This is a genomic window from Pseudomonas sp. R3.Fl, from assembly GCF_023516765.1.
GTDB lineage: Bacteria > Pseudomonadota > Gammaproteobacteria > Pseudomonadales > Pseudomonadaceae > Pseudomonas > Pseudomonas citronellolis.
Map to the genome: position 1 here is coordinate 2,594,418 of NZ_JAMGSO010000001.1, position 25,103 is coordinate 2,619,520.

At 67.5% G+C, this 25,103-nt stretch carries 19 protein-coding genes; 10 read left to right on the top strand and 9 right to left on the bottom strand.

The window, feature by feature from the left end; all coding sequences use genetic code 11:
• Positions 1-113: 113 nt before the first annotated feature.
• Positions 114-338: a PA4570 family protein gene (locus tag M8R19_RS11235; protein ID WP_109934264.1), complete on the top strand. Its 225-nt coding sequence runs from the start codon at positions 114-116 to the stop codon at positions 336-338.
• A gap of 341 nt (positions 339-679) precedes the next feature.
• Here the strand turns inward: M8R19_RS11235 and bamJ are convergent, their stop codons facing one another.
• The 6 genes from bamJ to M8R19_RS11265 form a co-directional block, all read right to left on the bottom strand.
• Positions 680-1,297, bottom strand: coding sequence for a BamJ family beta-barrel-assembly machinery protein (gene bamJ / locus M8R19_RS11240; RefSeq protein WP_009617545.1), 618 nt, complete (start codon positions 1,295-1,297; stop codon positions 680-682).
• 69 nt (positions 1,298-1,366) lie between these two features.
• The gene (locus M8R19_RS11245) at positions 1,367-1,666 is read right to left on the bottom strand and encodes a DUF6482 family protein (protein ID WP_009617543.1); all 300 of its coding nucleotides are present in this window, start codon (positions 1,664-1,666) and stop codon (positions 1,367-1,369) included.
• A 124-nt stretch (positions 1,667-1,790) separates the two neighbouring features.
• Entirely contained in the window at positions 1,791-2,285 is a 495-nt protein-coding gene (locus M8R19_RS11250; RefSeq protein ID WP_064581933.1) for a TIGR00645 family protein, read from the bottom strand.
• Positions 2,286-2,453: 168 nt separating this feature from the next.
• A complete protein-coding gene (locus M8R19_RS11255; RefSeq protein ID WP_089391115.1) occupies positions 2,454-2,795 on the bottom strand; it encodes a PA4575 family protein in 342 nt (113 codons plus the stop codon).
• Positions 2,796-2,974: 179 nt separating this feature from the next.
• Complete coding sequence (locus tag M8R19_RS11260) at positions 2,975-5,458, bottom strand: Lon protease family protein (protein ID WP_249917828.1); 2,484 nt, start codon at positions 5,456-5,458, stop codon at positions 2,975-2,977.
• A gap of 99 nt (positions 5,459-5,557) precedes the next feature.
• A complete protein-coding gene (locus M8R19_RS11265; protein WP_043273629.1) occupies positions 5,558-5,887 on the bottom strand; it encodes a TraR/DksA family transcriptional regulator in 330 nt (109 codons plus the stop codon).
• 231 nt (positions 5,888-6,118) lie between these two features.
• Between M8R19_RS11265 and M8R19_RS11270 the strand changes: the two genes are divergently transcribed.
• The 4 genes from M8R19_RS11270 to M8R19_RS11285 all read left to right on the top strand — a co-directional run bounded on the left by M8R19_RS11270 (position 6,119) and on the right by M8R19_RS11285 (position 10,948).
• The gene (locus M8R19_RS11270) at positions 6,119-6,607 is read left to right on the top strand and encodes a DUF3015 domain-containing protein (RefSeq protein WP_009617533.1); all 489 of its coding nucleotides are present in this window, start codon (positions 6,119-6,121) and stop codon (positions 6,605-6,607) included.
• A 57-nt stretch (positions 6,608-6,664) separates the two neighbouring features.
• Complete coding sequence (locus M8R19_RS11275) at positions 6,665-8,530, top strand: Lnb N-terminal periplasmic domain-containing protein (protein ID WP_249917829.1); 1,866 nt, start codon at positions 6,665-6,667, stop codon at positions 8,528-8,530.
• 46 nt (positions 8,531-8,576) lie between these two features.
• Entirely contained in the window at positions 8,577-9,797 is a 1,221-nt protein-coding gene (locus M8R19_RS11280; RefSeq protein WP_249917830.1) for an RtcB family protein, read from the top strand.
• 128 nt (positions 9,798-9,925) lie between these two features.
• Positions 9,926-10,948: a cytochrome-c peroxidase gene (locus M8R19_RS11285; protein WP_249917831.1), complete on the top strand. Its 1,023-nt coding sequence runs from the start codon at positions 9,926-9,928 to the stop codon at positions 10,946-10,948.
• 497 nt (positions 10,949-11,445) lie between these two features.
• Here M8R19_RS11285 and gdhA read toward each other — a convergent pair whose 3' ends face one another.
• Both gdhA and ettA read right to left on the bottom strand, forming a co-directional pair.
• Positions 11,446-12,780 (bottom strand): NADP-specific glutamate dehydrogenase, encoded by a 1,335-nt coding sequence (gene gdhA / locus M8R19_RS11290; RefSeq protein WP_249917832.1) that lies wholly within the window; start codon positions 12,778-12,780, stop codon positions 11,446-11,448.
• Positions 12,781-13,010: 230 nt separating this feature from the next.
• Positions 13,011-14,675: an energy-dependent translational throttle protein EttA gene (gene ettA / locus M8R19_RS11295; protein WP_249917833.1), complete on the bottom strand. Its 1,665-nt coding sequence runs from the start codon at positions 14,673-14,675 to the stop codon at positions 13,011-13,013.
• 249 nt (positions 14,676-14,924) lie between these two features.
• Here ettA and M8R19_RS11300 point away from each other — a divergent pair, with 249 nt between their 5' ends.
• Positions 14,925-19,184, top strand: coding sequence for a sensor domain-containing protein (locus M8R19_RS11300; protein WP_502943060.1), 4,260 nt, complete (start codon positions 14,925-14,927; stop codon positions 19,182-19,184).
• 332 nt (positions 19,185-19,516) lie between these two features.
• On the top strand, positions 19,517-20,770 hold the full coding sequence (gene glyA, locus M8R19_RS11305) for a serine hydroxymethyltransferase (RefSeq protein ID WP_009617520.1): 1,254 nt from the start codon (positions 19,517-19,519) through the stop codon (positions 20,768-20,770).
• Between the two features lie 306 nt (positions 20,771-21,076).
• On the opposite strand, the gene M8R19_RS11310 is transcribed toward glyA, so the two are convergent.
• Positions 21,077-21,544: a SecDF P1 head subdomain-containing protein gene (locus M8R19_RS11310; protein WP_249917834.1), complete on the bottom strand. Its 468-nt coding sequence runs from the start codon at positions 21,542-21,544 to the stop codon at positions 21,077-21,079.
• Between the two features lie 330 nt (positions 21,545-21,874).
• Between M8R19_RS11310 and M8R19_RS11315 the strand changes: the two genes are divergently transcribed.
• The 3 genes from M8R19_RS11315 to M8R19_RS11325 all read left to right on the top strand — a co-directional run bounded on the left by M8R19_RS11315 (position 21,875) and on the right by M8R19_RS11325 (position 25,100).
• Positions 21,875-23,170: an NCS2 family permease gene (locus M8R19_RS11315; RefSeq protein WP_249917835.1), complete on the top strand. Its 1,296-nt coding sequence runs from the start codon at positions 21,875-21,877 to the stop codon at positions 23,168-23,170.
• Positions 23,171-23,292: 122 nt separating this feature from the next.
• Positions 23,293-24,384, top strand: coding sequence for a tRNA (uridine(54)-C5)-methyltransferase TrmA (gene trmA / locus M8R19_RS11320; protein WP_249917836.1), 1,092 nt, complete (start codon positions 23,293-23,295; stop codon positions 24,382-24,384).
• Between the two features lie 221 nt (positions 24,385-24,605).
• Positions 24,606-25,100 carry a DUF4136 domain-containing protein gene (locus M8R19_RS11325; RefSeq protein ID WP_069862008.1) on the top strand — a complete coding sequence of 165 codons (495 nt, stop codon included), beginning with the start codon at positions 24,606-24,608 and terminating at the stop codon, positions 25,098-25,100.
• Positions 25,101-25,103: the final 3 nt, after the last annotated feature.

A 25,103-nucleotide genomic window follows, 5' to 3' on the forward strand; every position in this document is an offset into this window, starting at 1 on the left:
GTTGATCCAGGCCATGGCATTGGTCGGTTGGTGGAAAAAAATTCTGCATAGGGGCTTGCTATCGAGATAATAAGAATTATTCTCATTAACTCAGCTACCAAGGAGATGCAGAGATGACCTACATGATCGATGCCTGGCTGGACCGCCCCCATCCCTATCTGCGCATCCTCAATCGCGATACCGGGGAAGTCTGCGCCCTGCTGCAGGAAGACGCCCTGGACGAGTTGCGCGAGCAGGGCGGCCTGGACCTGCACGAACTGAGCACCAGCGAGCCGCAGGTGCTCAAGGAGCTGGTGCGCAACCTGTTCCTGTTCTGCTACGCCCGCGCGCTGCGCTGACTGAAGAGTGCTTCTCGTAGGAGCGAGTTGCTCGCGAACGGCCCGCACCTCACCACCCATCCCCGTCATCCTCGCGCACGCGGGGAACCAGAGGCTCTGGGCTCCCGCGTTCGCGGGAGTGACGGATCGATTAGAGGAGCGGCGTAATCCGGGTTCGCGAGCAAGCTCGCTCCTACGAAGAGTAAGAGCAAGAGCGGGAGCGGGGTGTACAGGTTTTTTTGCGATGGCGCAGGACGCGCCATCCGTGCGGTCGCCGCCCGGGAGGCGGCTGCACAGCGGGGGCAACGTGGAGCCCCCTGCACGCCGCGGCGGCCAGGGACGGCCGCCGCGGGCTGCATCCATCAGAGGATGTCGAGCAGCTCGACGTCGAACACCAGGGTGCTGTGCGGCGGGATGCTGCCCACCGCCTGGCCGCCGTAGGCCAGCTCGGCCGGCACGTGCAGGCGCCACTTGCTGCCGGTGTTCATCAGTTGCAGGGCCTCGACCCAGCCGGCGATCACGCCGCCCACCGGGAACTCGGCCGGCTGGCCGCGCTGGTAGGAGCTGTCGAACACGCTGCCGTCGATCAGGGTGCCGTGGTAGTGGGTGCGCACGGTGTCGTCGCGGGACGGCTTGGCGCCCTCGCCGGCGACCAGCACTTCGTATTGCAGGCCGGACGGCAGCACGGTGACGCCCTCGCGCTTGGCGTTCTCCACCAGGTAGGCCTTGCCTTCGGCGGCGGCCGCATCGGCCTTGGCCTGGGCTTCGGCCTGCATGCGCTGGCGGATCACCTGGAAGCTGGCGGACAGCTGCTCGGCGGGCACCCGGCTATCGGCACCGGCGAAGGCGTCGGAGAGGCCGGCCAGCACCGCGTCCAGGCTCATGCCCGGGACCGGGTTGGCACGCAACTGGTCGCCCAGCTGGCGGCCGACGCCGTAGCTGACGCGGGCTTCGTCGGTGGAAAGGTTGAGTTCGCTCATGGCGGGGCTCCGCTGGGTGAAAAAGGGCGGCCAGCCTAGCACAGTCGGCCGCCCCGCCCCACCGCGACCTCAATGCAGCGGCATGGGCACGCCCTCGTCGTTCTGCGCGCTGCCGCTCTGCGAGCCGCACATCTCGTCCTGCACCGCGGCATGCACCAGTTGGAAAGGGATCGGTGGCAACGCCGTCAGCAGTTGGCGGGCGTGTTCCAGCGAACGCACCCCGAGCACGTGTCCCTTGGCGTCCTGGATCGGGAAGAAACGCTGGCCCACGCGCGCCTCCAGCACGTAGATGCCGCCCTCCAGGGATACCAGGTTGAGCTCGTCGATATCCCCGGCGAGAGAACGGTTGGTCAGCTCTTGCAGGTTCATTGCGCACCTCCAGGGTAGGGTCCAACGCAGCCAGTCTGGTACAGCACGCCGGCTGCGCCCAGCGCAAACGACACCGCCCGTCAGTTGCGGCTGACGGGCGGTGCGCTGGAGGCGGCAAAAACGATCAGTGGTCGTGGCGCGTGGCCTTGTCCAGGTAGCCCATGGCAAACGCGGAAAGGACGAAGGTGAGGTGGATGATCACGTACCACATCAGCTTGTTGTCATCGACGTTCTTGGCGTCCATGAAGATGCGCAGCAGATGGATCGAGGAGATCGCCACGATGGAGGCCGCCACCTTGTTCTTCAGCGAACTGGCGTCCATCTTGCCGAGCCAGCTGAGCTTTTCCTTGCCTTCGGAAATGTCCAGCTGCGAGACGAAATTCTCGTAACCGGAGAACATCACCATCACCAGCAGCCCGCCGACCAGGGCCATGTCGATCAGCGACAGCAGCACCAGGATCAGGTCGGCCTCGGCGATGGAGAAGATGTCCGGCAGGATGTGGAAGATTTCCTGGAAGAACTTGATGGTCAGCGCCAGCAATGCCAGCGACAGGCCGATATAGACCGGCGCCAGCAGCCAGCGGGCGGCGTACATGCTGTTTTCGATGAAACGTTCCATGGCCTTCGCAAGGGGAGTTCAGAAATGGCGCAGGATTATAGCTGAAGGCCCGCGGCGAGTTATCCAGTTATTCTGTGGATAAATATGTGCAGGAACGCGGGAAGAAACACGCAAGCCCCCGCCCGCCGGGGGATCGCGGCGGTCGCTCAGAGACTGCGCAATGCGCCTTCAGGACTCGGGGTGAGACTGGTAGTCCCCGAAATTGCGCACGCGCTCACCGTTGATGCGTCGCAGTTCGGCCTGCAGGTGCAGCTGCCAGATGGGCAGGTCGTCGGCGGGCACGTAGCCCTGCTGGGCCAGGCAGTCGGCGATAGCCTCGAGCACGCCTTCTGCCACGAAAGGCCCGTAGAACGGGCCCTGGGCCTTGATGGCGGTGGGCTGAGCCCCCGCCATGCCCGCAGCGCAGAGCAGTGTCCAGAGTCCATTCTCTCCGGCCAGCGGCCTGATCACGCACTCGATGCGCGTGGTCAGCCCCAGACAGGGGCGGATAAGGCAGAGGTTACGCGGCATGGCGGCACCCTCGCGGTTGTCCTGTTTTCGAGCCTACACCCGGGGTTGACCTCGGGAAAGCTCGTTTTATCCACGATAGTTGTGGATATCGTTGTGGACACCACGGGGGCAAAGGCGCCCGACGAGCGCCGTTGCTGGGGGGCCCGCCGCTGGTCAAGGACTGGCCAGCGGCAGCGGGCTCAGTCGCTGTCCTTCTTCTTGCGCGCCCGCTCCTTCTCCACCTGGGGCGCCTTGGCGGCCTTGGCAGCGGCCGGCGCGGCTTCCTTGGCGAGCTTTTCCTTGTCCTCCTCGTCCATGCCCATGGCGTCGATCTCCTTGAGACGCTCGACCACCCGCGCGTTGACGCTGCCGGCCGGGAACTGGCCCTTGGCGTCCGGCGCACCGGCCGGCTCGCCGACCAGCAGGCCCAGCGCCTCGTCGACGTGGCGCACCGCGTAGACGTTGAACAGGCCGTTGCGCACCGCCTGCAGCACGCGCTCGTCGAGCATCAGGGTGCTGACGTTGGAACGCGGGATGATCACCCCCTGCTCGCCGGTCAGGCCGCGGGCCTCGCAGAGGCGGAAGAAGCCTTCGATCTTCTCGTTGACGCCGCCCACCGCCTGCACTTCGCCGAACTGGTTGATCGAGCCGGTGATGGCGAAGCACTGCCGCAGCGGCGTGCGCGACAGCGCCGAGATCAGCGTGCAGACCTCGCCGAGCGAGGCGCTGTCGCCGTCGACGTAGCCGTAGGACTGCTCCAGGGCGATGCTCGCGGAGATTTCCAGCGGGAACTCCTGGGCGTAGCGGCTGCCCAGGTAGCCGGTGAGGATCATCACGCCCTTGGAGTGGATCGGCTGGCCGAGGCTGACCTCTCGCTCGATGTCGACGATGCCGCTGCCGCCGGGGTAGACGGTGGCGGAGATGCGCGCCGGCACGCCGAACACCGAGTCGCCCACCTCCAGCACGGTGAGGCCGTTGCACTTGCCCACGGCGGCGCCTTCGGTGTCGATCAGCACGATGCCGGCCAGCATGTCGTCGAGAATTCGTGCCGAGACGCGGCCGGTGCGGGTTTCCTTGGCCTTGAGGGCGCGCTCGATGTGGCCCAGGTCGGTGACCGGCTCGTTGGCCAACTGGCGGATGAAGTCCGCCTCGCTGACCAGTTGGAACAGGTCGCCGATGCGCGCCGACAGCCGCCCCTGGTGCTCGGCCAGGCGCGCGCTGTAGGTGGCCAGGCGCGCCACCGCGGTGGCGCTCAGCGGCGCCATGCCCTCTTCCGAGGTGCGCGTCTTGAGCAACTGGGCGAACTGTTCGAGGCTGTCCTCGGCCAGCGGGATGTCCTCGTCGAAGTCGACCAGCACGCGGAACATCTCCTGGAAGTCCGGGTCCAGGTCCTGCAGGGTGTAGTAGATCTGCCGCGAGCCGATGATGATGACCTTCAGGTGCAGCGGGATCACCTGCGGCGTCAGGCTCATGGCGGCCAGGCGGCCGAGTTCGGCCAGCGGCGATTCCATCTTCAGCTGGCGCGACTGCAGGGCGCGCTTGAGCGCGTCCCAGACGAAGGGCTCGCCCAGCAGCTTCTCCGCCTCCAGCACCAGGAAGCCGCCATTGGCGCGGTGCAGCGCGCCCGGGCGCAGCTGCCGGTAGCTGGTGTAGAGGGCGCCCTGGTCGGAGGCGTACTCGATGCGGCCGAACAGGTTGTCGTAGGTCGGGTGCGACTCGAACACCACCGGCGCGCCGCTGGTGGTGTGGTGGCCGATCACCTGGTTGGGCGCGTACAGCTCCTGCAGCATCAGCTTGCGCTGGGCATCGCTACGCTCGGTGTCCACCAGTTGGTCGACCACGGTCTTCAGCAGGTTCAGCTGCATGGCCTGCAGGTAGGTGCAGACGCCGGTGTTGTTGTTGTACTTCTCCACCAGCGGCGCCAGCAGCGGCTGCAGCGCGAGGGTGATGGTCTCTTCGTTGAGCTGGCGCAGCTGGTTGCTGGACTCGCGCTTCCACTGCGGCAGGCTGGCCAGTTCCTCGTTGAGCTGTTCCTCGAGGTCGGCGATATCGGCGTGAAAACGCTCGCGCTCGGCCTCCGGCAGTTGGGCGAACTCGGCCTCGTCGAGGGCCTTGCCGTCCTTCATCGGGGTGAAGGCGATGTTCGCGCTGTCGCGGTACAGCGCCACGTCCTTCTCCAGGGCCAGGCGCTCGACGGTGTCCAGGGCCTTGTCGTAGCGCTGGTTGAAGGCGCGGTCGATGGCGCTTTTCTTCTGCTGGTAGGCCGGGTTCTCGAACACCGAGGGGAAGGTCGACAGCAGGTTGTCGATCAGTTGGTCGATGTCCGTGCCGAAGTCGGCGGCGCTGCCCGGCGGCAGCTCGATGGCGCGCGGCTCGCGGCCCTCCTCGAAGTGGTTGACGTAGACCCAGTCGGCCGGCGTCGGCAGGCGCTTGGCCTCGGCCTTCAGATAGCGCTGCACGAAGGAGAAGCGCCCGGTCCCCGGCTCGCCCATGACGAACACGTTGTAGCCCGGCCGCGGCATCGCCACACCGAACTGCAGGGCCTCCACCGCGCGCTCCTGTCCTAGGACGCCGAGGAAGGGGTCCAGATCGTCGGTGGTAGCGAAGGCAAACTGCTCGGGCGAGAAGGGACGGGTCAGTTCATCGGGCGCCAGGCGCAGGCCGGCGGCAACGGATTGGGGCATCGGAAATCCTTGCATCGGGCGGCACGGAGCCGCGGAGAGTTGCCCGCATTCTCGCGCTGCCCGCGCGCCACTGGCAAGGCGCGCGCAAGCCCTGGCCGATCAGTGCTGCAGATCGGCGCAGCGCAGGCAGTATTCCGTGGCCGGCAGGGCGCGCAGGCGGCGGGGCTCGATGGCTTCGCCGCAGCGTACGCACTGTCCGTAGGTTCCGTCTGCCAGGCGCAGGCGGGCCAGGCCCACCAGACGCATGCCCGCCTCGGCTTCGGCCAGCAGGGCCCGCAGCACATCGTCGTTCTCCCGCTGCTGGGCCTGTTCGGCGAAGTCCGGCGAGTGGGTCCGCGCCAGGTCGCTGCGGATCGCGGCGGCACGCTGGGAATATTCGCTGGCCAGCGTATCCAGGGCAGAACGGGGGTCGAAATCATCTACGGCCATGACGCCTCTCCGACGGACAAGGAACTGTTTCAAGTGTGGCCGGTTCCAAGGGAATCGCCGCTGATACCGATCAATAGCCTGTTGCAAGGAGCATGACGCAGTTCGCCCCGTCGAGGGTTGGGGGACATCGCGCCTTGACACCCTCAGGATATTCCTACAAAGCTCTGCCTGGCGCTGTTTGCTGTCAGCGGCTACGTACAGCCATGCATTCGAACAAAGAGAGATACGCAGATGAAAAGGATTCTACTCGGTACCCTCCTCGCCACCGTTTCCATCGGCGCCTTCGCCGACGCCCCCGGCAGCGACGGCTGCGGCTGGGGCCAGATGCTCTTCAAGGGCCAGCGCGGCACCGCCACCCACGTGCTGGCGGCCACCACCAACGGCTCCTCGGGCAACAACACCTTCGGCATGACCACCGGCACCAACGGTTGCCACACCAATGGCGCGCTGACCTACGGCGGCAAGCCGATGATCGTGCTCAGCAGCATGATGGACGAGCTGTCCGAAGACATGGCCAAGGGTGACGGCGAAGCGCTGACCACCTACGCCGTGGTCCTGGGCGTGAAACCCGAAGACCGCGCGCACTTCGCCGAAGTGACCCACGAGCACTTCGCGCAGATCTTCAACAAGTCCGACGTCACCGCCGAGGACGTCTACGCCAACACCCAGGCCGTGCTGAAACAGGACACCCGCCTGGCCAAGTACGCCGAACAGGCCTGAGCCTGATGGCCCGCCCCACCGGGGCGGGCTCCCCTACCCCGACCCGCTAAGGTCCCCATGCCCAAACGCCTGTTGCCATGGCTGGCGCTGTGCGCCTGCGCATCCCTGCACGCGAGCCCCCAGTTTCCCGAATCCCGCCTCCAGGCCCTGGCCGCGCAGCCCTACTGGCTGGCCCTGGGGCACTACACGCCGAGCAAGCTGGGCGGCTGGCGCAGCTTCGTCGACGACGACAGGTTCTTCCTCGCCGAGGACGGCGACCGCTCGCCGGAGCATGAGCTCAAGGCCACCGTCGACGCCCTCTACGCCGCCCCCGGCCTCGGCGACAAGCATGCCCAGTGCGTCTACCCGGCGCGCACACGCTGGCTGAAGCAGCAATTGCAGTTGACCGGCCTGCCGCGGCCGGCGTGCAAGGAGTACGACACCTGGTACGGCGACATCAACCCGCACAGCGCCGTGCTGGTGTTCCCCGCCGCCTACCTGAACAGCCCCTCGTCGATGTTCGGCCACACCCTGCTGCGCATCGACCAGGCAGACGTCGACAGCAACAACACCGCCCTGCTCAGCTACGCGCTGAACTTCGGCGCCTACATCGAGGGCATGGACAACAGCATCCTCTACGCCTGGAAGGGCCTGATGGGCGGCTACCCCGGCCTGTTCGCCCTGGTGCCCTACCGCGAGAAGCTCTCCGAATACAGCCGCCTGGAGAACCGCGACCTCTGGGAGTACCGCCTGAACCTCACGCCCGAGGAGACCGGGCGCATGGTCGAGCACGTGTGGGAGCTCAAGCAGGTCCGCTTCAAGTACTTCTTCTTCGACGAGAACTGCTCCTTCCGCCTGCTCGAACTGCTGGAGATCGCCCGCCCTGGGGTGAAGCTGACCGACGAATTCCCGCTCTACGCCATCCCCACCGACACGGTGCGCGCGGTGAAGCAGGCCGGGATGATCGACAAGGTCGACTACCGCCCCTCGCGGGAGAAGGAACTGCTGGCCCGCGCCGAGCCGCTGGACGCCGGCGAGAAGCAGCTGGCCCGGCGCCTGGCCGACGACGACCGCCTGCTCGATTCCCCCGAATTCAAGGCCCTGCCCGCGCCGCGCCAGGCCCTGGTGCAGGACACCGCCTTCCGCCTGCTGCGCTACCGCGCCACCGGCAAGGAACGCGACGAGGCCGACGCCGCGCGCAGCTACCAACTGCTGCGCGCGATCAACCAGAACCCACCGCCGCCGGCCCAGGTGGAACGCCCGGGGCAGCCGGAGGAAGGCCACCAGTCGCTGACCTGGCAGCTCGGCGCCGGCAGCCGCGACGGCCAGGCCTTCGCCGACTACGGCCTGCGCATGGCCTACCACGACCTGCTGGACAACAGCTACGGCTTCCCCCAGGGCGCGCAGCTGGAACTGGGCGACCTGCGCCTGCGCCAGTACGAGGGCAACCGCTGGCAGTTGCAGCGCCTGGACCTGGTCAGCATCCGCTCCATGACCCCACGCAACGCCCTGCTGCAGCCGCTGTCCTGGCAGGTCACCGGCGGCTGGGAGCGGGTGCCCGGCAAGCACAGCGACGACGACCACGACACCCTGGCCGGCCACGTCAACGGCGGCGCCGGCGGCAGCTGGAAGCTCGCCGACGACCTGCAGGCCTACGCCCTGGGCACCGCGCGCATCGAGAACAACCCCGACTTCGCCGCGACCATAGCGCCGGCGCTGGGCTTCGACACCGGCGTGCTCTGGCGCAACCCGCTGGGCAACCTGGCCCTGGAGGGCAAGGGCGACTACTTCCACAACGGCGAAGTACGCCGCAGCCTGAGCCTCGGCCAGCAGGTGGAACTGGGCCGCAACCTGGGCCTGCGGCTGTCCGCCGAACGCCAGTTCAGCCACCAGGCCGGGCCGGTCAGCGAGGTCATGCTGGAGCTGCGCTGGTACCATTACTGAATCACCGGATTCAGCGCCCGCCGCGATGGCGGGCGGGTAGCGCGCCATGAAAACCCCAGCCCCCACCCTGCTCGAAGTCGCCGGCGGCAAGCCGATCAAGCTCTGGACCCAGGGCGTGCCCGTGGAAGACGAGGCGCGCCAGCAGTTGATGAACACCGCGCGCCTGCCGTTCATCTTCAGGCACCTGGCAGTGATGCCCGACGTGCACCTGGGCAAGGGCTCGACCATCGGCAGCGTGATCCCCACCGTCGGCGCCATCATCCCGGCCGCGGTTGGCGTGGACATCGGCTGCGGCATGATCGCCGCACGCACCTCGCTGCTCGCCGCCGACCTGCCGGACAACCTGCACGGCCTGCGCAGCGCCATCGAAAAGGCGGTGCCCCACGGCAAGACCTTCGGCCGCCACGACCAGGGCGCCTGGGGCGACGTACCGGCGCATGCCGACCAGGCCTGGAAGGGCCTGGCCCGGCGCTTCCGCGCCATCACCGACAAGTACCCGCGCCTGGAGAAGACCAACAACCGCCAGCACCTGGGCACCCTGGGCACCGGCAATCACTTCATCGAGGTCTGCCTGGACGAGGCCGGGCGCGTCTGGTTCATGCTGCACAGCGGCTCGCGCGGGGTGGGCAACGCCATCGGCTGCCTGTTCATCGAGCTGGCCCAGGCCGACATGCGCCAGCACCTGGCCAACCTGCCGGACAAGGACCTGGCCTACTTCGAGGAAGGCAGCCGGCACTTCGACGACTACGTCGAAGCGGTGGGCTGGGCCCAGGATTTCGCCCGGCAGAACCGCGAGCTGATGATGCAGGCGGTGATCGCCGCGGCGCGCAAGGTGATCCGCAAGCCCTTCGAGGCCAGCCTGGAGGCGGTGAACTGCCACCACAACTACGTGCAGCGCGAGCAGCATTTCGGCCGCGAGGTGCTGGTCACGCGCAAGGGCACGGTCTCGGCGCAGAAGGGCCAACTGGGCATCATTCCCGGCTCCATGGGGGCGAAGAGCTTCATCGTCCGCGGCCTGGGCAACGAAGAAGCGTTCTGCTCCTGCAGCCACGGCGCCGGGCGCAGCATGAGCCGCACCCAGGCGAAGAAGCGCTTCAGCGTCGAGGACCAGGTGCGCGCCACCGCCCACGTCGAGTGCCGCAAGGACAAGGACGTGATCGACGAGATCCCCATGGCCTACAAGGACATAGACGCAGTGATGGCCGCCCAGCGCGACCTGGTGGAAGTGGTGCACACCCTGCGCCAGGTGGTCTGCGTGAAGGGCTGAACGCCTGCGGCAAAGCCCCGCACCCCACCGCATGCCACGGGCTTGATCCCGGTCAAGTCGCCGCTTCGCCGGCTGGCCTCTCCTTGAATCAGAAAAGACCAATAGCCTGATAACGAGGAGAACACTCCATGCAGCCCCTGAAACTGGCCCTGGGCGGTTTATTGTTGGCCGCCAGCAGTACCGCCGCCCACGCCGACGCCTTGCGCGAGCAGGCCAACGCCATCTTCAAGCCCATCCCCGAGCAGACCACCGGGCTGGACGCGGCCCAGGTGGAGCTGGGTCGCCAGTTGTTCTTCGAGCCACGCCTGTCGGCCAGCCACGTGATCAGTTGCAACACCTGCCACAACATCGGCACCGGCGGCGCCGACAACGTGCCGGCCTCCAGCGGCCACGCCTGGCAGAAAGGGGCGCGCAACTCGCCGACGGTGTTCAACGCCGTGTTCAACGTGGCGCAGTTCTGGGACGGCCGCGCCAAGGACCTGGAGGAACAGGCCAAGGGCCCGGTGCAGAACCCGGTGGAGATGCACAACACGCCGAAGAACGTCGAGGCCACGCTCAAGAGCATGCCCGAGTACGTGACGGCCTTCGAAAAGGCCTTCCCCGGCGACAAGCAGGCGACGAGCTTCGACAACATGGCCCGCGCGCTGCAGGCCTTCGAATCGACGCTGATCACCCCCGACTCGCGCTTCGACCAGTACCTCAAGGGCGACGACAAGGCCCTGGACGCCAAGGAGAAGAAAGGGCTGCAGGCCTTCATGAGCGCCGGCTGCATCAGCTGCCACAACGGCGTGAACCTCGGCGGCCAGGCCTACTTCCCGTTCGGCCTGGTGAAGAAACCCGACGCCAGCATCCTGCCCAGCGGCGACAAGGGCCGCTTCGCGGTGACCAAGACGCAGAACGACGAATACGTGTTCCGCGCCGCGCCACTGCGCAACGTGGCCCTCACCGCGCCCTACTTCCACAGCGGGCAGGTGTGGGACCTGGAGGAAGCGGTGACGATCATGGGCACCGCGCAACTGGGCAAACAGCTGGATGCCGGCGAGGTGAGCGACATAGTCGCCTTCCTCAAGACCGTTACCGGCAAGCAGCCGCAGGTGGAATACCCGCTGCTGCCGCCGAGCACTGCCAGCACGCCGCGGCCGGTGGATTGACCAGGGGCCTCCCCCTGTAGGAGCAGGCCCTGCCTGCGATTCGCGCGCAGGGCGCGCTCCTACAGGGGAAAGGCGTAGGTGGCGCAGTGTAGGAGCGGATCTCATCCGCGAATCGCGCCGGAACCTTCGGCTATCGCGGACAAGGTCCGCTCCTACGGGTGGAATGCCGTGCTTCCCGGGAACTGTAGGAGCGAGCTTGCTCGCGAACCTGATGCCCCGCAGCGGAGTTCGTTCGCGAGCAAGCTCGCTCCTACGAAAAGCACTTCGTTGCGCTCGCGTAGGATGGGTGGAGCGAAGAGATACCCATCGCCGTGGCCGACCGGTACGTAGGGCGTATAACCGTTCGCGGTTATACGCCGCTACACCCATCTCATGCCCGGCTTATTGGTCGGGATCGAAGCGCCTCCGAGGCCAAATCCGAGCGCGCCTGGGACCAAGGCCAGGCGGCGTATAACGCGGAGCGTTATACGCCCTACGCCCCACCGGCCTTCGGCAGGTCAGACCACCCCTTGCGCCAGCATGGCGTCGGCGACCTTGACGAAGCCGGCGATGTTGGCGCCCTTCACGTAGTTGATCCGGCCGTTCTCCTCGCCGTGGGCGACGCAGGCGTGGTGGATGTTCTGCATGATGCCGTGCAGGCGCTGGTCCACCTCGCCGGCGCTCCAGTGCAGGCGCATGGCGTTCTGGCTCATCTCCAGGCCGCTGGTGGCGACGCCGCCGGCGTTGGAGGCCTTGCCCGGCGCGTAGAGGATGCCGGCTTCGAGGAAGATATCCACAGCCTCCAGGGTCGACGGCATGTTGGCGCCTTCGGCCACGCAGATGCAGCCGTTGGCCAGCAGGGTGCGGGCGTCCTCGGCGTCCAGTTCGTTCTGCGTCGCGCAAGGCAGCGCGATGTCGCAGAGCAGCGACCAGGGGCGCTGGCCAGCCAGGAAGCGCAGACCGGGGCCGGCCATTTCGCTGAGACGGCCGCGGCGGACGTTCTTCAGCTCCATCACCTCTTCCCACTGCTCCAGGCTCAGGCCGCCCTCGGCGAACAGGGTGCCTTCGGAGTCGGACAGCGAGATCACCTTGCCGCCCAGTTCCATCACCTTCTGCGCCGCGTACTGGGCCACGTTGCCGGAGCCGGAGATGGCCACGCGCTGGCCGTCGAAACCGCTTTCGCGGGCCTTGAGCATCTCCTGGGCGAAGTACACGCAGCCGTAGCCGGTGGCTTCCGGGCGGATCAGGCTGCCGCCGTAGGCCAGGCCCTTGCCGGTGAGCACCGAGCTGAACTCGTTGGCCAGGCGCTTGTACTGGCCGAACAGGTAGCCGATCTCGCGGGCGCCCACGCCGATGTCACCGGCCGGCACGTCCAGGTCGGCGCCGACGTGGCGGTACAGCTCGCTCATGAACGACTGGCAGAAGCGCATCACCTCGGCGTCGCTCTTGCCCTTGGGGTCGAAGTCCGAGCCGCCCTTGCCGCCGCCCATGGGCAGCGAGGTCAGGGAGTTCTTGAACACCTGCTCGAAGGCCAGGAACTTGAGCACGCCCAGGTTCACCGAGGGGTGGAAGCGCAGGCCGCCCTTGTACGGACCGATGGCGCTGCTCATCTGTACGCGGAAGCCGCGGTTGACCCGCACCCGGCCCTGGTCGTCGACCCAGGGCACGCGGAACAGGATGGCGCGTTCGGGCTCGACGATGCGCTCGAGGATGCCGGCCTGCTGGTAGCGCGGGTTGGCTTCGAGGAACGGCCAGAGGGAACGCAGCACCTCTTCCACCGCCTGGTGGAATTCGGGCTGATCGGGGTCGCGCCGCTTGAGGCGCTCGAGGAACGAGTCAACGGATTGCGTCATGTCTACACCGGTCTTTCTGATTATGGGCGGGGCCCTTTTGCGGCGAGACTCTAACAACCGATATCGCACCGAGACAGTGCGACATGACGCCTTTATGAATCTTTTTGGTGCAAATCTGTAAGAAAGCCCTTTCAGCTACTGGGCTGCAGCAAGTATTTCAAAACATTTCAAACAGCCTCGTACACCTACGAAAACGGGGCCCGAAGGCCCCGTCTGTCGTGAGAAGCGGCTTACGCCAGCTTCTTGTAGCGCACGCGGTGCGGCTGCGCGGCAGCCTCGCCCAGGCGCTTCTTGCGGTCGGCTTCGAACTCGGTGTAGTTGCCTTCGAAGAAGGTCACCTTGCCGTCGTCCTCATAGGACAGGATGTGGGTGGCGATACGATCCAGGAACCAGCGATCGTGGGAAATCACGATGGCGGCGCCGGGGAAGTCCAGCAGCGCCTCTTCCAGGGCGCGCAGGGTTTCCACGTCGAGGTCGTTGGACGGTTCGTCGAGCAGCAGCACGTTGCCGCCCTGCTTCAGGGTCAGGGCCAGGTGCAGGCGGCCACGCTCACCACCGGAGAGGTCCTTGACGAACTTCTGCTGGTCGGCACCCTTGAAGTTGAAGCGGCCGACATAGCTGCGCGAGGGGACTTCGTAGTTGCCGATCCTGATCTGCTCGAAGCCGTCGGAAACCTGCTCCCAAACGGTCTTGGTGCCTTCCAGGCTGTCGCGGCTCTGGTCGACGCTGGCGATCTGCACGGTATCGCCGATCTCGATGGTGCCCGAGTCCGGTTGTTCCTTGCCGGTCAGCATGCGGAACAGGGTGGACTTGCCCGCGCCGTTGCCGCCGATCACGCCGACGATGGCGCCCTTGGGGATGCTCAGCGACAGGTCGTCGATCAGCACGCGGTCGCCGTAGCCCTTGCACACGTTGTGCAGCTCGATGACCTTGTCGCCCAGGCGCGGGCCGGCCGGGATGTAGATTTCGTTGGTCTCGCTGCGCTTCTGGAATTCCTGCGACTGCATTTCCTCGAAGCGCTGCAGACGGGCCTTGGACTTGGCCTGGCGCCCCTTGGCGCCCTGGCGCACCCACTCCAGTTCGGCCTTCATGGCCTTGGCGTGGGAGGCCTCCTGCTTGGCTTCCTGGGCCAGGCGGCTGGCCTTGGATTCCAGCCAGCCGGAGTAGTTGCCTTCGAAGGGGATGCCGTGGCCGCGGTCCAGTTCGAGGATCCAGCCGGCGACGTTGTCGAGGAAGTAGCGGTCGTGGGTGATCGCCACCACGGTGCCGGGGAAGTCGTGGAGGAAGTGTTCCAGCCAGGCGACGGAGTCGGCGTCCAGGTGGTTGGTCGGTTCGTCCAGCAGCAGCATGTCGGGGGCCGACAGCAGCAGGCGGCACAGCGCCACGCGGCGCTTCTCGCCGCCGGAGAGGTGTTCGATCCTGGCGTCCCACGGCGGCAGGCGCAGGGCGTCGGCGGCGACTTCCAGCTGGCGCTCCAGGTTGTGGCCGTCGGAGGAATGGATGATGGCTTCCAGCTTGGCCTGCTCGGCGGCCAGGGCGTCGAAGTCGGCGTCCGGCTCGGCGTAGGCGGCGTAGACCTCGTCCAGGCGGGCCTGGGCCTGCTTGACCTCGTCCACCGCTTCCTCGACCACGTCGCGCACGGTCTTCTGCGGGTCGAGCTGCGGCTCCTGCGGCAGGTAGCCGACCTTGATGCCCGGCATCGGGCGGGCTTCGCCCTCGATCTCGGTGTCGACGCCGGCCATGATGCGCAGCAGGGTGGATTTACCCGCGCCGTTCAGGCCCAGCACGCCGATCTTGGCGCCGGGGAAGAACGACAGGGAGATGTCCTTGAGGATTTCACGCTTGGGCGGCACGACCTTGCCGACCCGGTGCATGGTGTAGACGTATTGAGCCATGGATACCTAGCTTCTGGGATGAAAGAGTGAATGGCCGTCATGGCTGTCGCGGCCGGCGGGCCGGTGCGCCCCGGCATTCGGGGCGCGACCATTGGCCGCGGGCGACGGGCGAGGCGGGCGACGGCAGGGCCGGACTCGCGGAAACAGGGCGCAGCGTTCAACGCGCGCGTGCGGCAAAGCTACCGGAATGGACCGTGAAGGGCAAACGACGCTCGTCGGCGATACTGGCACTTGGCCCTGCTTCCGGGCATGCTACTGCGCGCCGAACCCCGTCGCCCCGTTCCAGGTAGCCGCTCCTTGTCCAGACCTCCCCGCCCTCCGGCCAGCCTGGCCCGGCCTGAACGGCTGGCCATCAGGAGCGCCCTGCTGCTGGTGCCGCTGATGCTCGGCCTGCTGCTCTGGCAGCTGGGCCAGGAATACTTCGGCCAGGCGCGGCTGGAGCGCGAGCGCGTGGTGCACCAGAGCCAGGAACTGGCGCACCAGCTGTCCCTGGCCCTGGAACTCAAGGCCCTGGCCGCGCGCAGCCTGGCGCTGCAACGCCTGGGCCGCGGCGAGGAGCCGGCGCTGCTGCTCGACGACCTGCGCCAGGTCTACCCCGCCCTGCGCAGCCTGGCCTGGTACGCGGCCAGCGGCGCCAAGCAACTGGACACCGCGCCGGACAGCGGCGACGACGCCTTCATCGCCGGCCTGCGCCAACGCGCCGGCGCCAGCCCCTTCCACTACGCCTACAGCGACGCCGATGGCGGTCACTTCTACCTGCTGCTGCGCCTCCAGGACGCCGGCGGCCCCTTCGCCGTGCTCCGCCTGGACGCCGCCGAGGCGCGCCGGCAATGGACCGGACGCATCCTGGACGGCGGCCACGCCTGGGTGCTGGAAGATGAGGTCGGCCACCCGATCCTGGCCGCGCCCGACGAGCCGACCGACGCCGCGCCGGAAAGCGTCGAAGCGCCGGCGCTGAAGGTCGCCAACAGCGACTGGCAGGTCCGCCCGCTGGTCGATGCGCCCGTCCTGCAGCCCAGGCTGCCGCCGCGCCTGCTCGGCGAGCTGGGCCTGCTGCTGTTGCTGGCCGGCATCAGCTGCGCCGCCCTGCTGCGCCTGCAACGCGAACAACAGAGCCTGCGCGCGCAGACCGCCGATTCGCAGTCGCGCCTGCGCCAGGCCGCCCAGGCCCTGGCGGCGGTGGACGAGCGGGTGCTAGTGACCAGCGCCGACGGCCGCCTGGTCTATCTCAACCCGCCGGCGGAGCGGCTGCTGGGCGTGAGCGCCGAAGACGCCCCGCAGCACCATCTCGCCCGCCTGCTGCCGGAGCTGGAACGGCAGAGCGGCGAAGGCCAGCCATCGGGTACCCAGCACGTCACCCTGGAGCGCAACGGCCGCCGCCGGCGCTACGCCGTCAGCCGCCACCCGCTGGAGGACTCCGCGCCGGGCGAGGCGCCCGGCTGGGTGCTGCGCGGCCAGCAGGCGCCGGGCGGGCACGTCTGGGTGCTGCGCGACGTCACCGAGGAACAGCGCTCGCTGCAGGTGCTGGAAGAAACGCGGCGGCGCTACCAGGACATCTTCGACGGCGTCGGCGTGGCGCTCTGCGTGCTCGACCTCTCGGACCTGCAGCGCTTCTTCACCGACAACGGCCTGCGCGAGCCGGGCCGCCTGGAGGCCTGGCTGGATCGCCGCGAGGAACACTGGCCGCAGCTGCTGCGGCTGATCCGCATCAGCGAGGTCAACGAGGTGGCGCGCCGGCTGTTCGGCGTGGAGAGCGGCGAGCAGGCCTGGCGGCGCCTGATCAGCGACAGCCCGCGGCGCCCCGGCAGCGCGCGCGCGCACATCATCGAGGCGATCCTCTGCGGCACCGGCCCCATCGAGCAGGAAGTCGCCATCCGCACCGGCCAGGGCGAGCTGCGCCACTTCTGGCTGCAGCTGCGCATCCCCGAGCACCTGCCGGACTACCGCGCGGTCACCCTGAGCCTGTCCGACATCAGCAGCCGCAAGCAGGTCGAGCTGTCGCTGATCGAACGCGAGAAGTTCTGGTCCGACGCCGTGCGCGCGGTGCCCGACACCCTCTACATCCACGACATCACCGCGCGCCGGGTGATCTTCAGCAACCACCACCTGGGCAGCCAGCTGGGCTACGGCAAGGACGAGCTGGAGCAGATGGGCGAGCGCTTCTGGGAATGCCTGCTGCACCCGGACGACGTCGAGTACTACTGGCGCGTGCGCAACCTGCAACAGGTGATCGGCGACAACCTGCTGCTCGACAGCCTGCTGCGCTGGCGCCACCGCGACGGCAGCTGGCACTGGTTCGACATCCGCGAGCAGGCCTTCAGCCGCGACGCCGACGGCCGCGTGGCGCGCCTGATCGGCGTGGCCAAGGACATCACCGACACGGTGGAGGCGAACAACTCGCTGCGCGAGAGCAGCCGCCGCTACCAGATGCTGGCGGAAAGCATCAGCGACGTGATCCTCACCACCGACGCCCAACTGAACATCGACTACATCAGCCCGTCGATCGAGCAGACCTTCGGCTACAGCCCGGCCTGGCTGCTGCACAACGACCTGCAGCAGATCGCCGCCAACCCGGCGCAGCTGGGGCGCCTGCATGACCTGCTGGAGCGCGTGCGCGACGCCATAGGCGCGCCGCGCCGGCTGGCCGCCCTGCGCGAGTCCAGCGCGGTGCACCTGTTCACCTTCGACTGCCTGCGCGCCGACGGCCGCAAGGTCCCGGTGGAGCTGCGCATCGCCCTGATGTGGGACGACAACGGGCGCTTCGTCGGCCTGCTCGGCGTGGCCCGCGACATCAGCCAGCAGCGCCGCGCCGAGCGCGAGATGCGCATGGCCGCCACCGTGTTCGAGCATTCCACCGCGGCCATCATGGTCACCGACCCGGCCGGCTACATCGTCCAGGTCAACGACTCCTTCTCGCGCCTGACCGGCTACAGCGCCGCCGAGGTGCTCGACCAGCAGCCGCGCCTGCTCACCGCCGACCAGCAGGAAGCCAACCAGCTCAAGCACGTGCTCGACAGCCTGCAGCGCAGCGGCAGCTGGGAGGGCGAGATCCTGCAGAAACGCAAGAGCGGCGAGCTGTACCCGTCCTGGGTGGGCATCACCGCGGTGCAGGACGAGGAAGGCGACCTGGTCAGCTTCGTCTGCTTCTTCAGCGACATCAGCGAGCGCAAGGCCAGCGAGCGGCGCATCCACCGCCTGGCCTACTACGACGCCCTCACCCACCTGCCCAACCGCACGCTGTTCCAGGACCGCCTGCACACCGCGCTGATGCAGGCCGAGCGGCACCGCCAGTGGGTGGTGCTGATGTTCCTCGACCTCGACCGCTTCAAGCCGATCAACGACTCCCTGGGCCACGCCGCGGGCGACCGCATGCTCAAGGAAGTGGCCGAGCGCCTGAACCAGTGCGTCAGCGACAACGACACCGTGGCGCGCATGGGCGGCGACGAGTTCACCCTGCTGCTGCCGGGCCTGGAGGACCGCGACAAGGCGCTCAAGCGCGCCATCCAGGTGGCCGAGCGCATCCTCGCCAGCCTCGCCCGGCCCTTCACCCTGGAAGGCCGCGAGTTCTTCGTCACCGCCAGCATCGGCGTGGCCCTGTCGCCGCAGGACGGCGCCGAGCTGAGCCAGTTGATGAAGAACGCCGACACCGCTATGTACCACGCCAAGGAAGTGGGCAAGAACAACTTCCAGTTCTACCAGGCCGAGATGAACGCCCGCGCCCTGGAGCGCCTGGAGCTGGAAAGCGACCTGCGCCGCGCCATCGAGCAGGACGAATTCATCCTGCACTACCAGCCGCAGTTCACCGGCGACGGCCGCCGCCTCACCGGCGCCGAGGCCCTGCTGCGCTGGCAGCACCCCACGCGCGGGCTGATCGCGCCGGCCGAGTTCATCCCGGTGCTGGAGGAACTGGGGCTGATCGCCCAGGTCGGCGACTGGCTGCTGGCCGAGGCCTGCCGGCAGATCCGCATCTGGCACCGCGACAAGGTGCGGGTGCCCAAGGTCTCGGTGAACCTCTCGGCGCGGCAGTTCGCCGATGGCCAACTGGGCACGCGCATCGCCGGCATCCTCATGGAAACCGGCATCCCGCCGGCCTGCCTGGAGCTGGAGCTGACCGAAAGCATCCTGATGAGCGACGTGTCCGAGGCCATGCACATCCTCTCCGGCCTCAAGCGCCTGGGCCTGGCCATCGCGGTGGACGACTTCGGCACCGGCTACTCGTCGCTGAACTACCTCAAGCAGTTCCCCATCGACGTGCTGAAGATCGACCGCAGCTTCGTCGACGGCCTGCCCCACGGCGAGCAGGACGCGCAGATCGCCCGCGCCATCATCGCCATGGCCCACAGCCTGAACCTGATGGTGATCGCCGAGGGCGTGGAGAGCCAGGCGCAGCTGGACTTCCTGCGCGAACACGGCTGCGACGAGGTGCAGGGCTTCCTGTTCGGCCGGCCGATGACCGCCGAGCAGTTCGCCGCGCTGTTCTCCAGCAATGCGCTGTTCCTGCTCGGCTAGCGCCAGGATTCCCCTGTACGATCAGGCACGGCTTCTCGTAGGAGCGAGCTTGCTCGCGAACAGATTCCGCAGCGGGGGCTCATTCGCGAGCAAGCTCGCTCCTACGAAGAGCACTTCGGCGTAGTCGGCAAGACAGTTGCTCCTATGCCATGCTCCCGGCGGCGCCTGTAGGAGCGCGCCCTGCGCGCGAATCGCGGGCAGGGCCCGCTCCTACAGCGCTCTCCCCGCGTGAATCCCGCTTGTCCGCCACATGACCGCCTTTCATATGCCAGCGCACGCGCCCTGGGTTAGAATGCGCCCCTTTCCCAGCACCGATCCTTATGAGGACCGCCATGTTCAGCCGTGATTTGACCCTCGCCCGCTACGATGCCGAACTCTTCGCCGCGATGGAGCAGGAAGCCCAGCGCCAGGAAGAGCACATCGAGCTCATCGCCTCCGAGAACTACACCAGCCCGGCGGTGATGGAAGCCCAGGGTAGCGTGCTGACCAACAAATACGCCGAAGGCTACCCGGGCAAGCGCTACTACGGCGGTTGCGAGTACGTCGACGTGGTCGAGCAACTGGCCATCGACCGTGCCAAGCAACTGTTCGGCGCCGACTACGCCAACGTCCAGCCGCACTCCGGCTCCCAGGCCAACGCCGCGGTCTACATGGCCCTGCTGAATGCCGGCGACACCGTGCTGGGCATGAGCCTGGCCCACGGCGGCCACCTGACCCACGGCGCCAGCGTCAGCTTCTCCGGCAAGATCTACAACGCCGTGCAATACGGCATCGACGGCAACGGCCTGATCGACTACGACGAGGTCGAGCGCCTGGCCGTGGAGCACAAGCCGAAGATGATCATCGCCGGCTTCTCCGCCTACTCGCAGATCCTCGACTTCCCGCGCTTCCGCGCCATCGCCGACAAGGTAGGCGCCTACCTGTTCGTCGACATGGCCCACGTGGCCGGCCTGGTCGCCGCCGGCATCTACCCGAACCCGGTGCCCTTCGCCGACGTCGTCACCACCACCACCCACAAGACCCTGCGCGGCCCGCGCGGCGGCCTGATCCTGGCGCGCAAGAACGAAGAGCTGGAGAAAAAGCTGAACTCCGCGGTCTTCCCGGGCGGCCAGGGCGGCCCGCTGGAACACGTCATCGCCGCCAAGGCCGTGTGCTTCAAGGAGGCCCTGCAGCCCGAGTTCAAGGCCTACCAGGAACAAGTGGTGAAGAACGCCCAGACCATGGCCCAGGTGTTCATCGAGAACGGCTACGACGTGGTTTCCGGCGGCACCCAGAACCACCTGTTCCTGCTCAGCCTGATCAAGCAGGACATCACCGGCAAGGACGCCGACGCCGCCCTGGGCCGCGCCTTCATCACCGTGAACAAGAACAGCGTGCCGAACGACCCACGCTCGCCCTTCGTCACCTCGGGCCTGCGCATCGGCACCCCGGCCGTGACCACCCGCGGCTTCAAGGAAGGCGAATGCCGCCAACTGGCCGGCTGGATCTGCGAGATCCTCGCCAACCTGGGCGACGAGGCCGTGGAAGGCCGCGTGCGCGAGCAGGTCAAGGCCCTGTGCGCCCAGTTCCCGGTGTATGGCAAGTAAGCCTTAGCCGAGAACGACGAAAAGCCCGGCATTTGCCGGGCTTTTTCGTTTCACCTTCGGATAGCCCCGCGCAGCCTGCGAGCCCAATCGCGGACGGAGTCCGCTCCTACGCCTCCGGGGAAGCACGATCGTAGGAGCAACTGTCTTGCGGGCCGCACCAAGGCGCTCTTCGTAGGATGGGTTGAGCTTGCGAAACCCATGCGGCCATGGCGATGGGTATCGCTTCGCTCAACCCATCCTACGATTGTCAGGCGCCCCCGTAGGAGCGGACTCCGTCCGCGATTATCCGTCGTTGGAAGCGACGGATCAGGGCTGCACCGGCACATCCCGCAGCCCATTGAGCTGCCGCGCCAGCACCTCCGCCTCGGCCTGGCTGTCGAAGCCCTCCAGCATCACCCGGCCGTCGCGCACCGGCTCGGATACCTGCGGCAGCATGCGCAGGCGGCCGTCGATGACCACCGCCAGGGCCTTGCCCTGCTGCTTTTCGGTCAGCCGGGCCAGGCGCTTGCTGGCGTCGGGGGCGAAGGTCACCAGCACGCCGGGGCGGCCGCCGTTGCCCAGCACCACCTCGGCGCGCTGCACGTCGCGTTGGGTGAGTTCGGCGCGGGCCACGACCAGCACCGCCTGGCCCTGCGGGTCGGCCAGGGTGCGCGTGCTGGCGGTGGGCTTGTCGGCGGTGGCGTGGATGTCGAAGCTGTGCTGCGGCAGGACTGGCGGCGCGCCGGCGCAGGCGCCCAGCAGGGCGAGGAGGCAGAGCGGGATCAGGCGTTTCATGGGTCGACGATGGGGTCAGGCAACAATGGAATCGGGCCGAATGCCGGTTGGACAACGACACGCGCCGGTCATTGCGTACCGGCCGGCGCATGATAACGCCGATGGCGGCCCGGCAGGCGTGGCCGAAGTCAACGAAGGGGCTGGCGCGGGCCCTGCGCTGGCAGTGACGGCCCCGGCCAACTAGGCTCGTCGTGGGGCCGGTCGACGGGCTCGATACCCGCGTTTCCGGCGAGCTGCTATCATGCCCGCCTTTTTTGCCCAGGCCGCGCAAGACGGCCAATCCTGACCGACCGGTCGAGCCGACAAGACGCCCAAACACGGGAGCACGACATGCTGGAAAAGCTGTTCCAACTCAAGGCGCACAATACCAACGTACGCACCGAGATCCTGGCGGGGATCACCACCTTCCTGACCATGGCCTACATCCTCTTCGTCAACCCGAGCATCCTCGGCGAGACCGGCATGGACAAGGGCGCGGTGTTCGTCGCCACCTGTCTGGCCGCGGCCATCGGCTCGTCGATCATGGGCCTGATCGCCAACTACCCCATCGCCCTCGCCCCGGGCATGGGCCTGAACGCCTTCTTCACCTACACCGTGGTGCTGCACATGGGCCACACCTGGCAGGTGGCGCTCGGCGCGGTGTTCCTCTCGGCGTGCATGTTCTTCATCATTTCGATCTTCCGCATCCGCGAATGGATCATCAACAGCATCCCGCTGGCCCTGCGCTCGGCCATCGCCGCCGGCATCGGCCTGTTCCTGGCGCTGATCGCGCTCAAGGAATCGGGCATCGTCGTCGCCAACCAGGCCACCCTGGTGGGCATGGGCGACCTGGCCAGGCCCGAGCCGCTGCTGGCCATCCTCGGCTTCATCCTCATCGTCGCCCTGGAAGCCCGCCGCGTGACCGGCGCGGTGATGATCGGCATCCTGGTGGTGACCTTCGTCGCCATCGCCCTGGGCGTGACCCAGTTCGGCGGCGTGGTGTCGATGCCGCCGTCGCTGGCGCCGACCTTCCTCCAACTGGACATCAAGGGCGCCCTGGACATCGGCCTGACCAGCGTGATCTTCGCCTTCCTCTTCGTCGACCTGTTCGACAACTCCGGCACCCTGATCGGCGTGGCCAAGCGCGCCGGGCTGATGGGCAAGGACGGGCACATGCCGAAGATGGGCCGCGCGCTGATCGCCGACAGCACCGCGGCCATGTTCGGCTCGCTGCTGGGCACCTCCACCACCACCAGCTACATCGAGTCGGCCGCGGGCGTTTCCGCCGGCGGGCGCACCGGCCTGACCGCCATCGTGGTCGCCATCCTGTTCCTCCTGGCGCTGTTCTTCGCCCCGCTGGCGGGCAACGTGCCGGCCTTCGCCACCGCGCCGGCGCTGTTCTTCGTCGCCGTGCTGATGGCCTCGGGCCTGGCCGAGATCGATTGGGACGACCTGACCGTGGCCGCGCCCGTGGTGGTCACCGCCCTGGCCATGCCGCTGACCTTCTCCATCGCCAATGGCATCGCCTTCGGCTTCATCACCTGGACCGCCTGCAAGCTGCTGTCCGGCCGCTTCCGCGAACTGAACTGGGCGCTGGTGATCCTCTCGGTGCTGTTCGTCATCAAGCTGGGCTGGTACAACGCCTGACCGATAGCGATACCCGTGCAGCATGGGTATCGCTTCGCTCCACCCATCCCGCGAATCACCTGCAGGATGGGTCGGGCGCAACGAAATCCATCGCCCGCCACCGCGCGCAGCAAGAGTTCCCCATGAGCAGTCCCCGTTTCGCCCCCGCCACCTACGACACCCAACTGGCCGACAAGGCCGCGCGCCTGCGCGAGCTGCTGGCGCCCTTCGCCGCGCCCGAGCCGCAGGTGTTCGACTCGCCCCGCGAGCACTACCGCCTGCGCGCCGAGTTCCGCCTGTGGCGCGACGCCGGGACCGAAAGCCGGCACTACGCGATGTTCGAGCAGGGCGACAAGCACACGCCCATCTACATCGAGCAGTTCCCCATCGCCAGCCAGCGCATCAACGCGCTGATGCCGCGCCTGAAAGCCGCCTGGGCCGAGCGCGCCCTGGGCCACAAGCTGTTCCAGGTGGAATTCCTCACCACCCTGGCGGGCGACGCGCTCATCACCCTCTGCTACCACCGCCCGATCGACGACGCCTGGCAGGCCGCCGCGCAGAAGCTGGTCGCCGAACTGGGCGTGAGCATCGTCGGGCGCTCGCGCGGCAAGCGCCTGGTGGTCGGCCGCGACTATGTCGAGGAAACACTGCAGGTGGCCGGGCGGACCTTCCGCTACCGCCAGCCGGAAGGCGCTTTCACCCAGCCCAACGGCGCGGTCTGCCAGAAGATGCTGAACTGGGCCTACGAGTCCCTCGGCCAGCGCGACGACGACCTGCTGGAGCTGTACTGCGGCAACGGCAACTTCACCCTGCCGCTGGCCACCCGGGTGCGCAAGGTGCTGGCCACCGAGATCAGCAAGACTTCGGTGAACGCCGCCCTGGCCAACCTGGCCGACAACACTGTGGATAACGTCACCCTGGTGCGCCTGTCCGCCGAGGAGCTGACCCAGGCGCTGAACGAGGTGCGCCCCTTCCGCCGCCTGGCCGACGTCGACCTGAAGGGCTACGACTTCGGCAGCGTGTTCGTCGACCCGCCGCGCGCCGGCATGGACCCGGACACCTGCGAGCTGACCCGCCGCTTCGAGCGCATCCTCTATATCTCCTGCAACCCGGAGACGCTGGCGCAGAACATCGCCCAACTGCACGACACCCACCAGGTGACGCGCTGCGCGCTGTTCGACCAGTTCCCCTATACCCATCACATGGAAGCGGGCGTGCTACTGGAACGCCGCTGAGAGTCAGTCCACGATCTGCTGCGCGTCGGCATAACTGCGTTAAAAACAGGCGAGTGATGCTCATTTAGCGGCCTAAACTCCGCTCCCTCGCCTGTTTTTGCCTTGTTCTGCTCTAGCTCGCGAGATCGTGAACAGACTCTGAGGCTAACCCAACCTGGGTTGGGCGGCGCGCACCGCGCCGCCGGCTAGGCTGCTGTGGATAACCACAAGAGAGCCTCGCCATGCACCGCTTCCTGCTTCCCCTGCTCGCCCTGTTGCTGGCCGCCTGCGCCGGCAGCGACCCGGCCAAAGTCACGGTCTCCCCGGCCGCCGATGGCCACCAGGGCAGCTTCTCCATCCAGGCGGTACGCGCCCCCGGCCATCGCCTGGACCTGGAGGAGCGCTTCGACGCCGCCCTGCGCCGCGCCCTGGAAGCCAAGGGCTACCGCTTCCAGGCGCAGAATGGCGAATTGCGTGTGCTCTATGCATTGGGCCTGGAGCGCCAGACCGGGGTGATCCAGCGCCCGGTAGCGACCCAGGAAGGCGTGGTGAACCAGACGCAGTTCGCCGATTCCGACTTGGCGCGGCTGGTCATGCGCATCGTCGACGAACGCAGCCGCGAAGTGCTCTACGAAGCGCAGCTGAGCAGCCAGCTACAGGACCCGAACCTGAGCCAGGAGGCTTTCGACAAGGCATTGGCGAAGCTGCTGGAGGATTTCCCGGCGCACCGCCCCTGAGGC

Excerpts from the sequence above, each read along its gene's own strand:
- M8R19_RS11235 (WP_109934264.1), top strand. The coding sequence starts at position 114 with ATGACCTACATGATCGATGCCTGGCTGGACCGCCCCCATCCCTATCTG.
- bamJ (WP_009617545.1), bottom strand. The coding sequence starts at position 1,297 with ATGAGCGAACTCAACCTTTCCACCGACGAAGCCCGCGTCAGCTACGGC.
- M8R19_RS11245 (WP_009617543.1), bottom strand. The coding sequence starts at position 1,666 with ATGAACCTGCAAGAGCTGACCAACCGTTCTCTCGCCGGGGATATCGAC.
- M8R19_RS11250 (WP_064581933.1), bottom strand. The coding sequence starts at position 2,285 with ATGGAACGTTTCATCGAAAACAGCATGTACGCCGCCCGCTGGCTGCTG.
- M8R19_RS11255 (WP_089391115.1), bottom strand. The coding sequence starts at position 2,795 with ATGCCGCGTAACCTCTGCCTTATCCGCCCCTGTCTGGGGCTGACCACG.
- M8R19_RS11260 (WP_249917828.1), bottom strand. The coding sequence starts at position 5,458 with ATGCCCCAATCCGTTGCCGCCGGCCTGCGCCTGGCGCCCGATGAACTG.
- M8R19_RS11265 (WP_043273629.1), bottom strand. The coding sequence starts at position 5,887 with ATGGCCGTAGATGATTTCGACCCCCGTTCTGCCCTGGATACGCTGGCC.
- M8R19_RS11270 (WP_009617533.1), top strand. The coding sequence starts at position 6,119 with ATGAAAAGGATTCTACTCGGTACCCTCCTCGCCACCGTTTCCATCGGC.
- M8R19_RS11275 (WP_249917829.1), top strand. The coding sequence starts at position 6,665 with ATGCCCAAACGCCTGTTGCCATGGCTGGCGCTGTGCGCCTGCGCATCC.
- M8R19_RS11280 (WP_249917830.1), top strand. The coding sequence starts at position 8,577 with ATGAAAACCCCAGCCCCCACCCTGCTCGAAGTCGCCGGCGGCAAGCCG.
- M8R19_RS11285 (WP_249917831.1), top strand. The coding sequence starts at position 9,926 with ATGCAGCCCCTGAAACTGGCCCTGGGCGGTTTATTGTTGGCCGCCAGC.
- gdhA (WP_249917832.1), bottom strand. The coding sequence starts at position 12,780 with ATGACGCAATCCGTTGACTCGTTCCTCGAGCGCCTCAAGCGGCGCGAC.
- ettA (WP_249917833.1), bottom strand. The coding sequence starts at position 14,675 with ATGGCTCAATACGTCTACACCATGCACCGGGTCGGCAAGGTCGTGCCG.
- M8R19_RS11300 (WP_502943060.1), top strand. The coding sequence starts at position 14,925 with ATGCTACTGCGCGCCGAACCCCGTCGCCCCGTTCCAGGTAGCCGCTCC.
- glyA (WP_009617520.1), top strand. The coding sequence starts at position 19,517 with ATGTTCAGCCGTGATTTGACCCTCGCCCGCTACGATGCCGAACTCTTC.
- M8R19_RS11310 (WP_249917834.1), bottom strand. The coding sequence starts at position 21,544 with ATGAAACGCCTGATCCCGCTCTGCCTCCTCGCCCTGCTGGGCGCCTGC.
- M8R19_RS11315 (WP_249917835.1), top strand. The coding sequence starts at position 21,875 with ATGCTGGAAAAGCTGTTCCAACTCAAGGCGCACAATACCAACGTACGC.
- trmA (WP_249917836.1), top strand. The coding sequence starts at position 23,293 with ATGAGCAGTCCCCGTTTCGCCCCCGCCACCTACGACACCCAACTGGCC.
- M8R19_RS11325 (WP_069862008.1), top strand. The coding sequence starts at position 24,606 with ATGCACCGCTTCCTGCTTCCCCTGCTCGCCCTGTTGCTGGCCGCCTGC.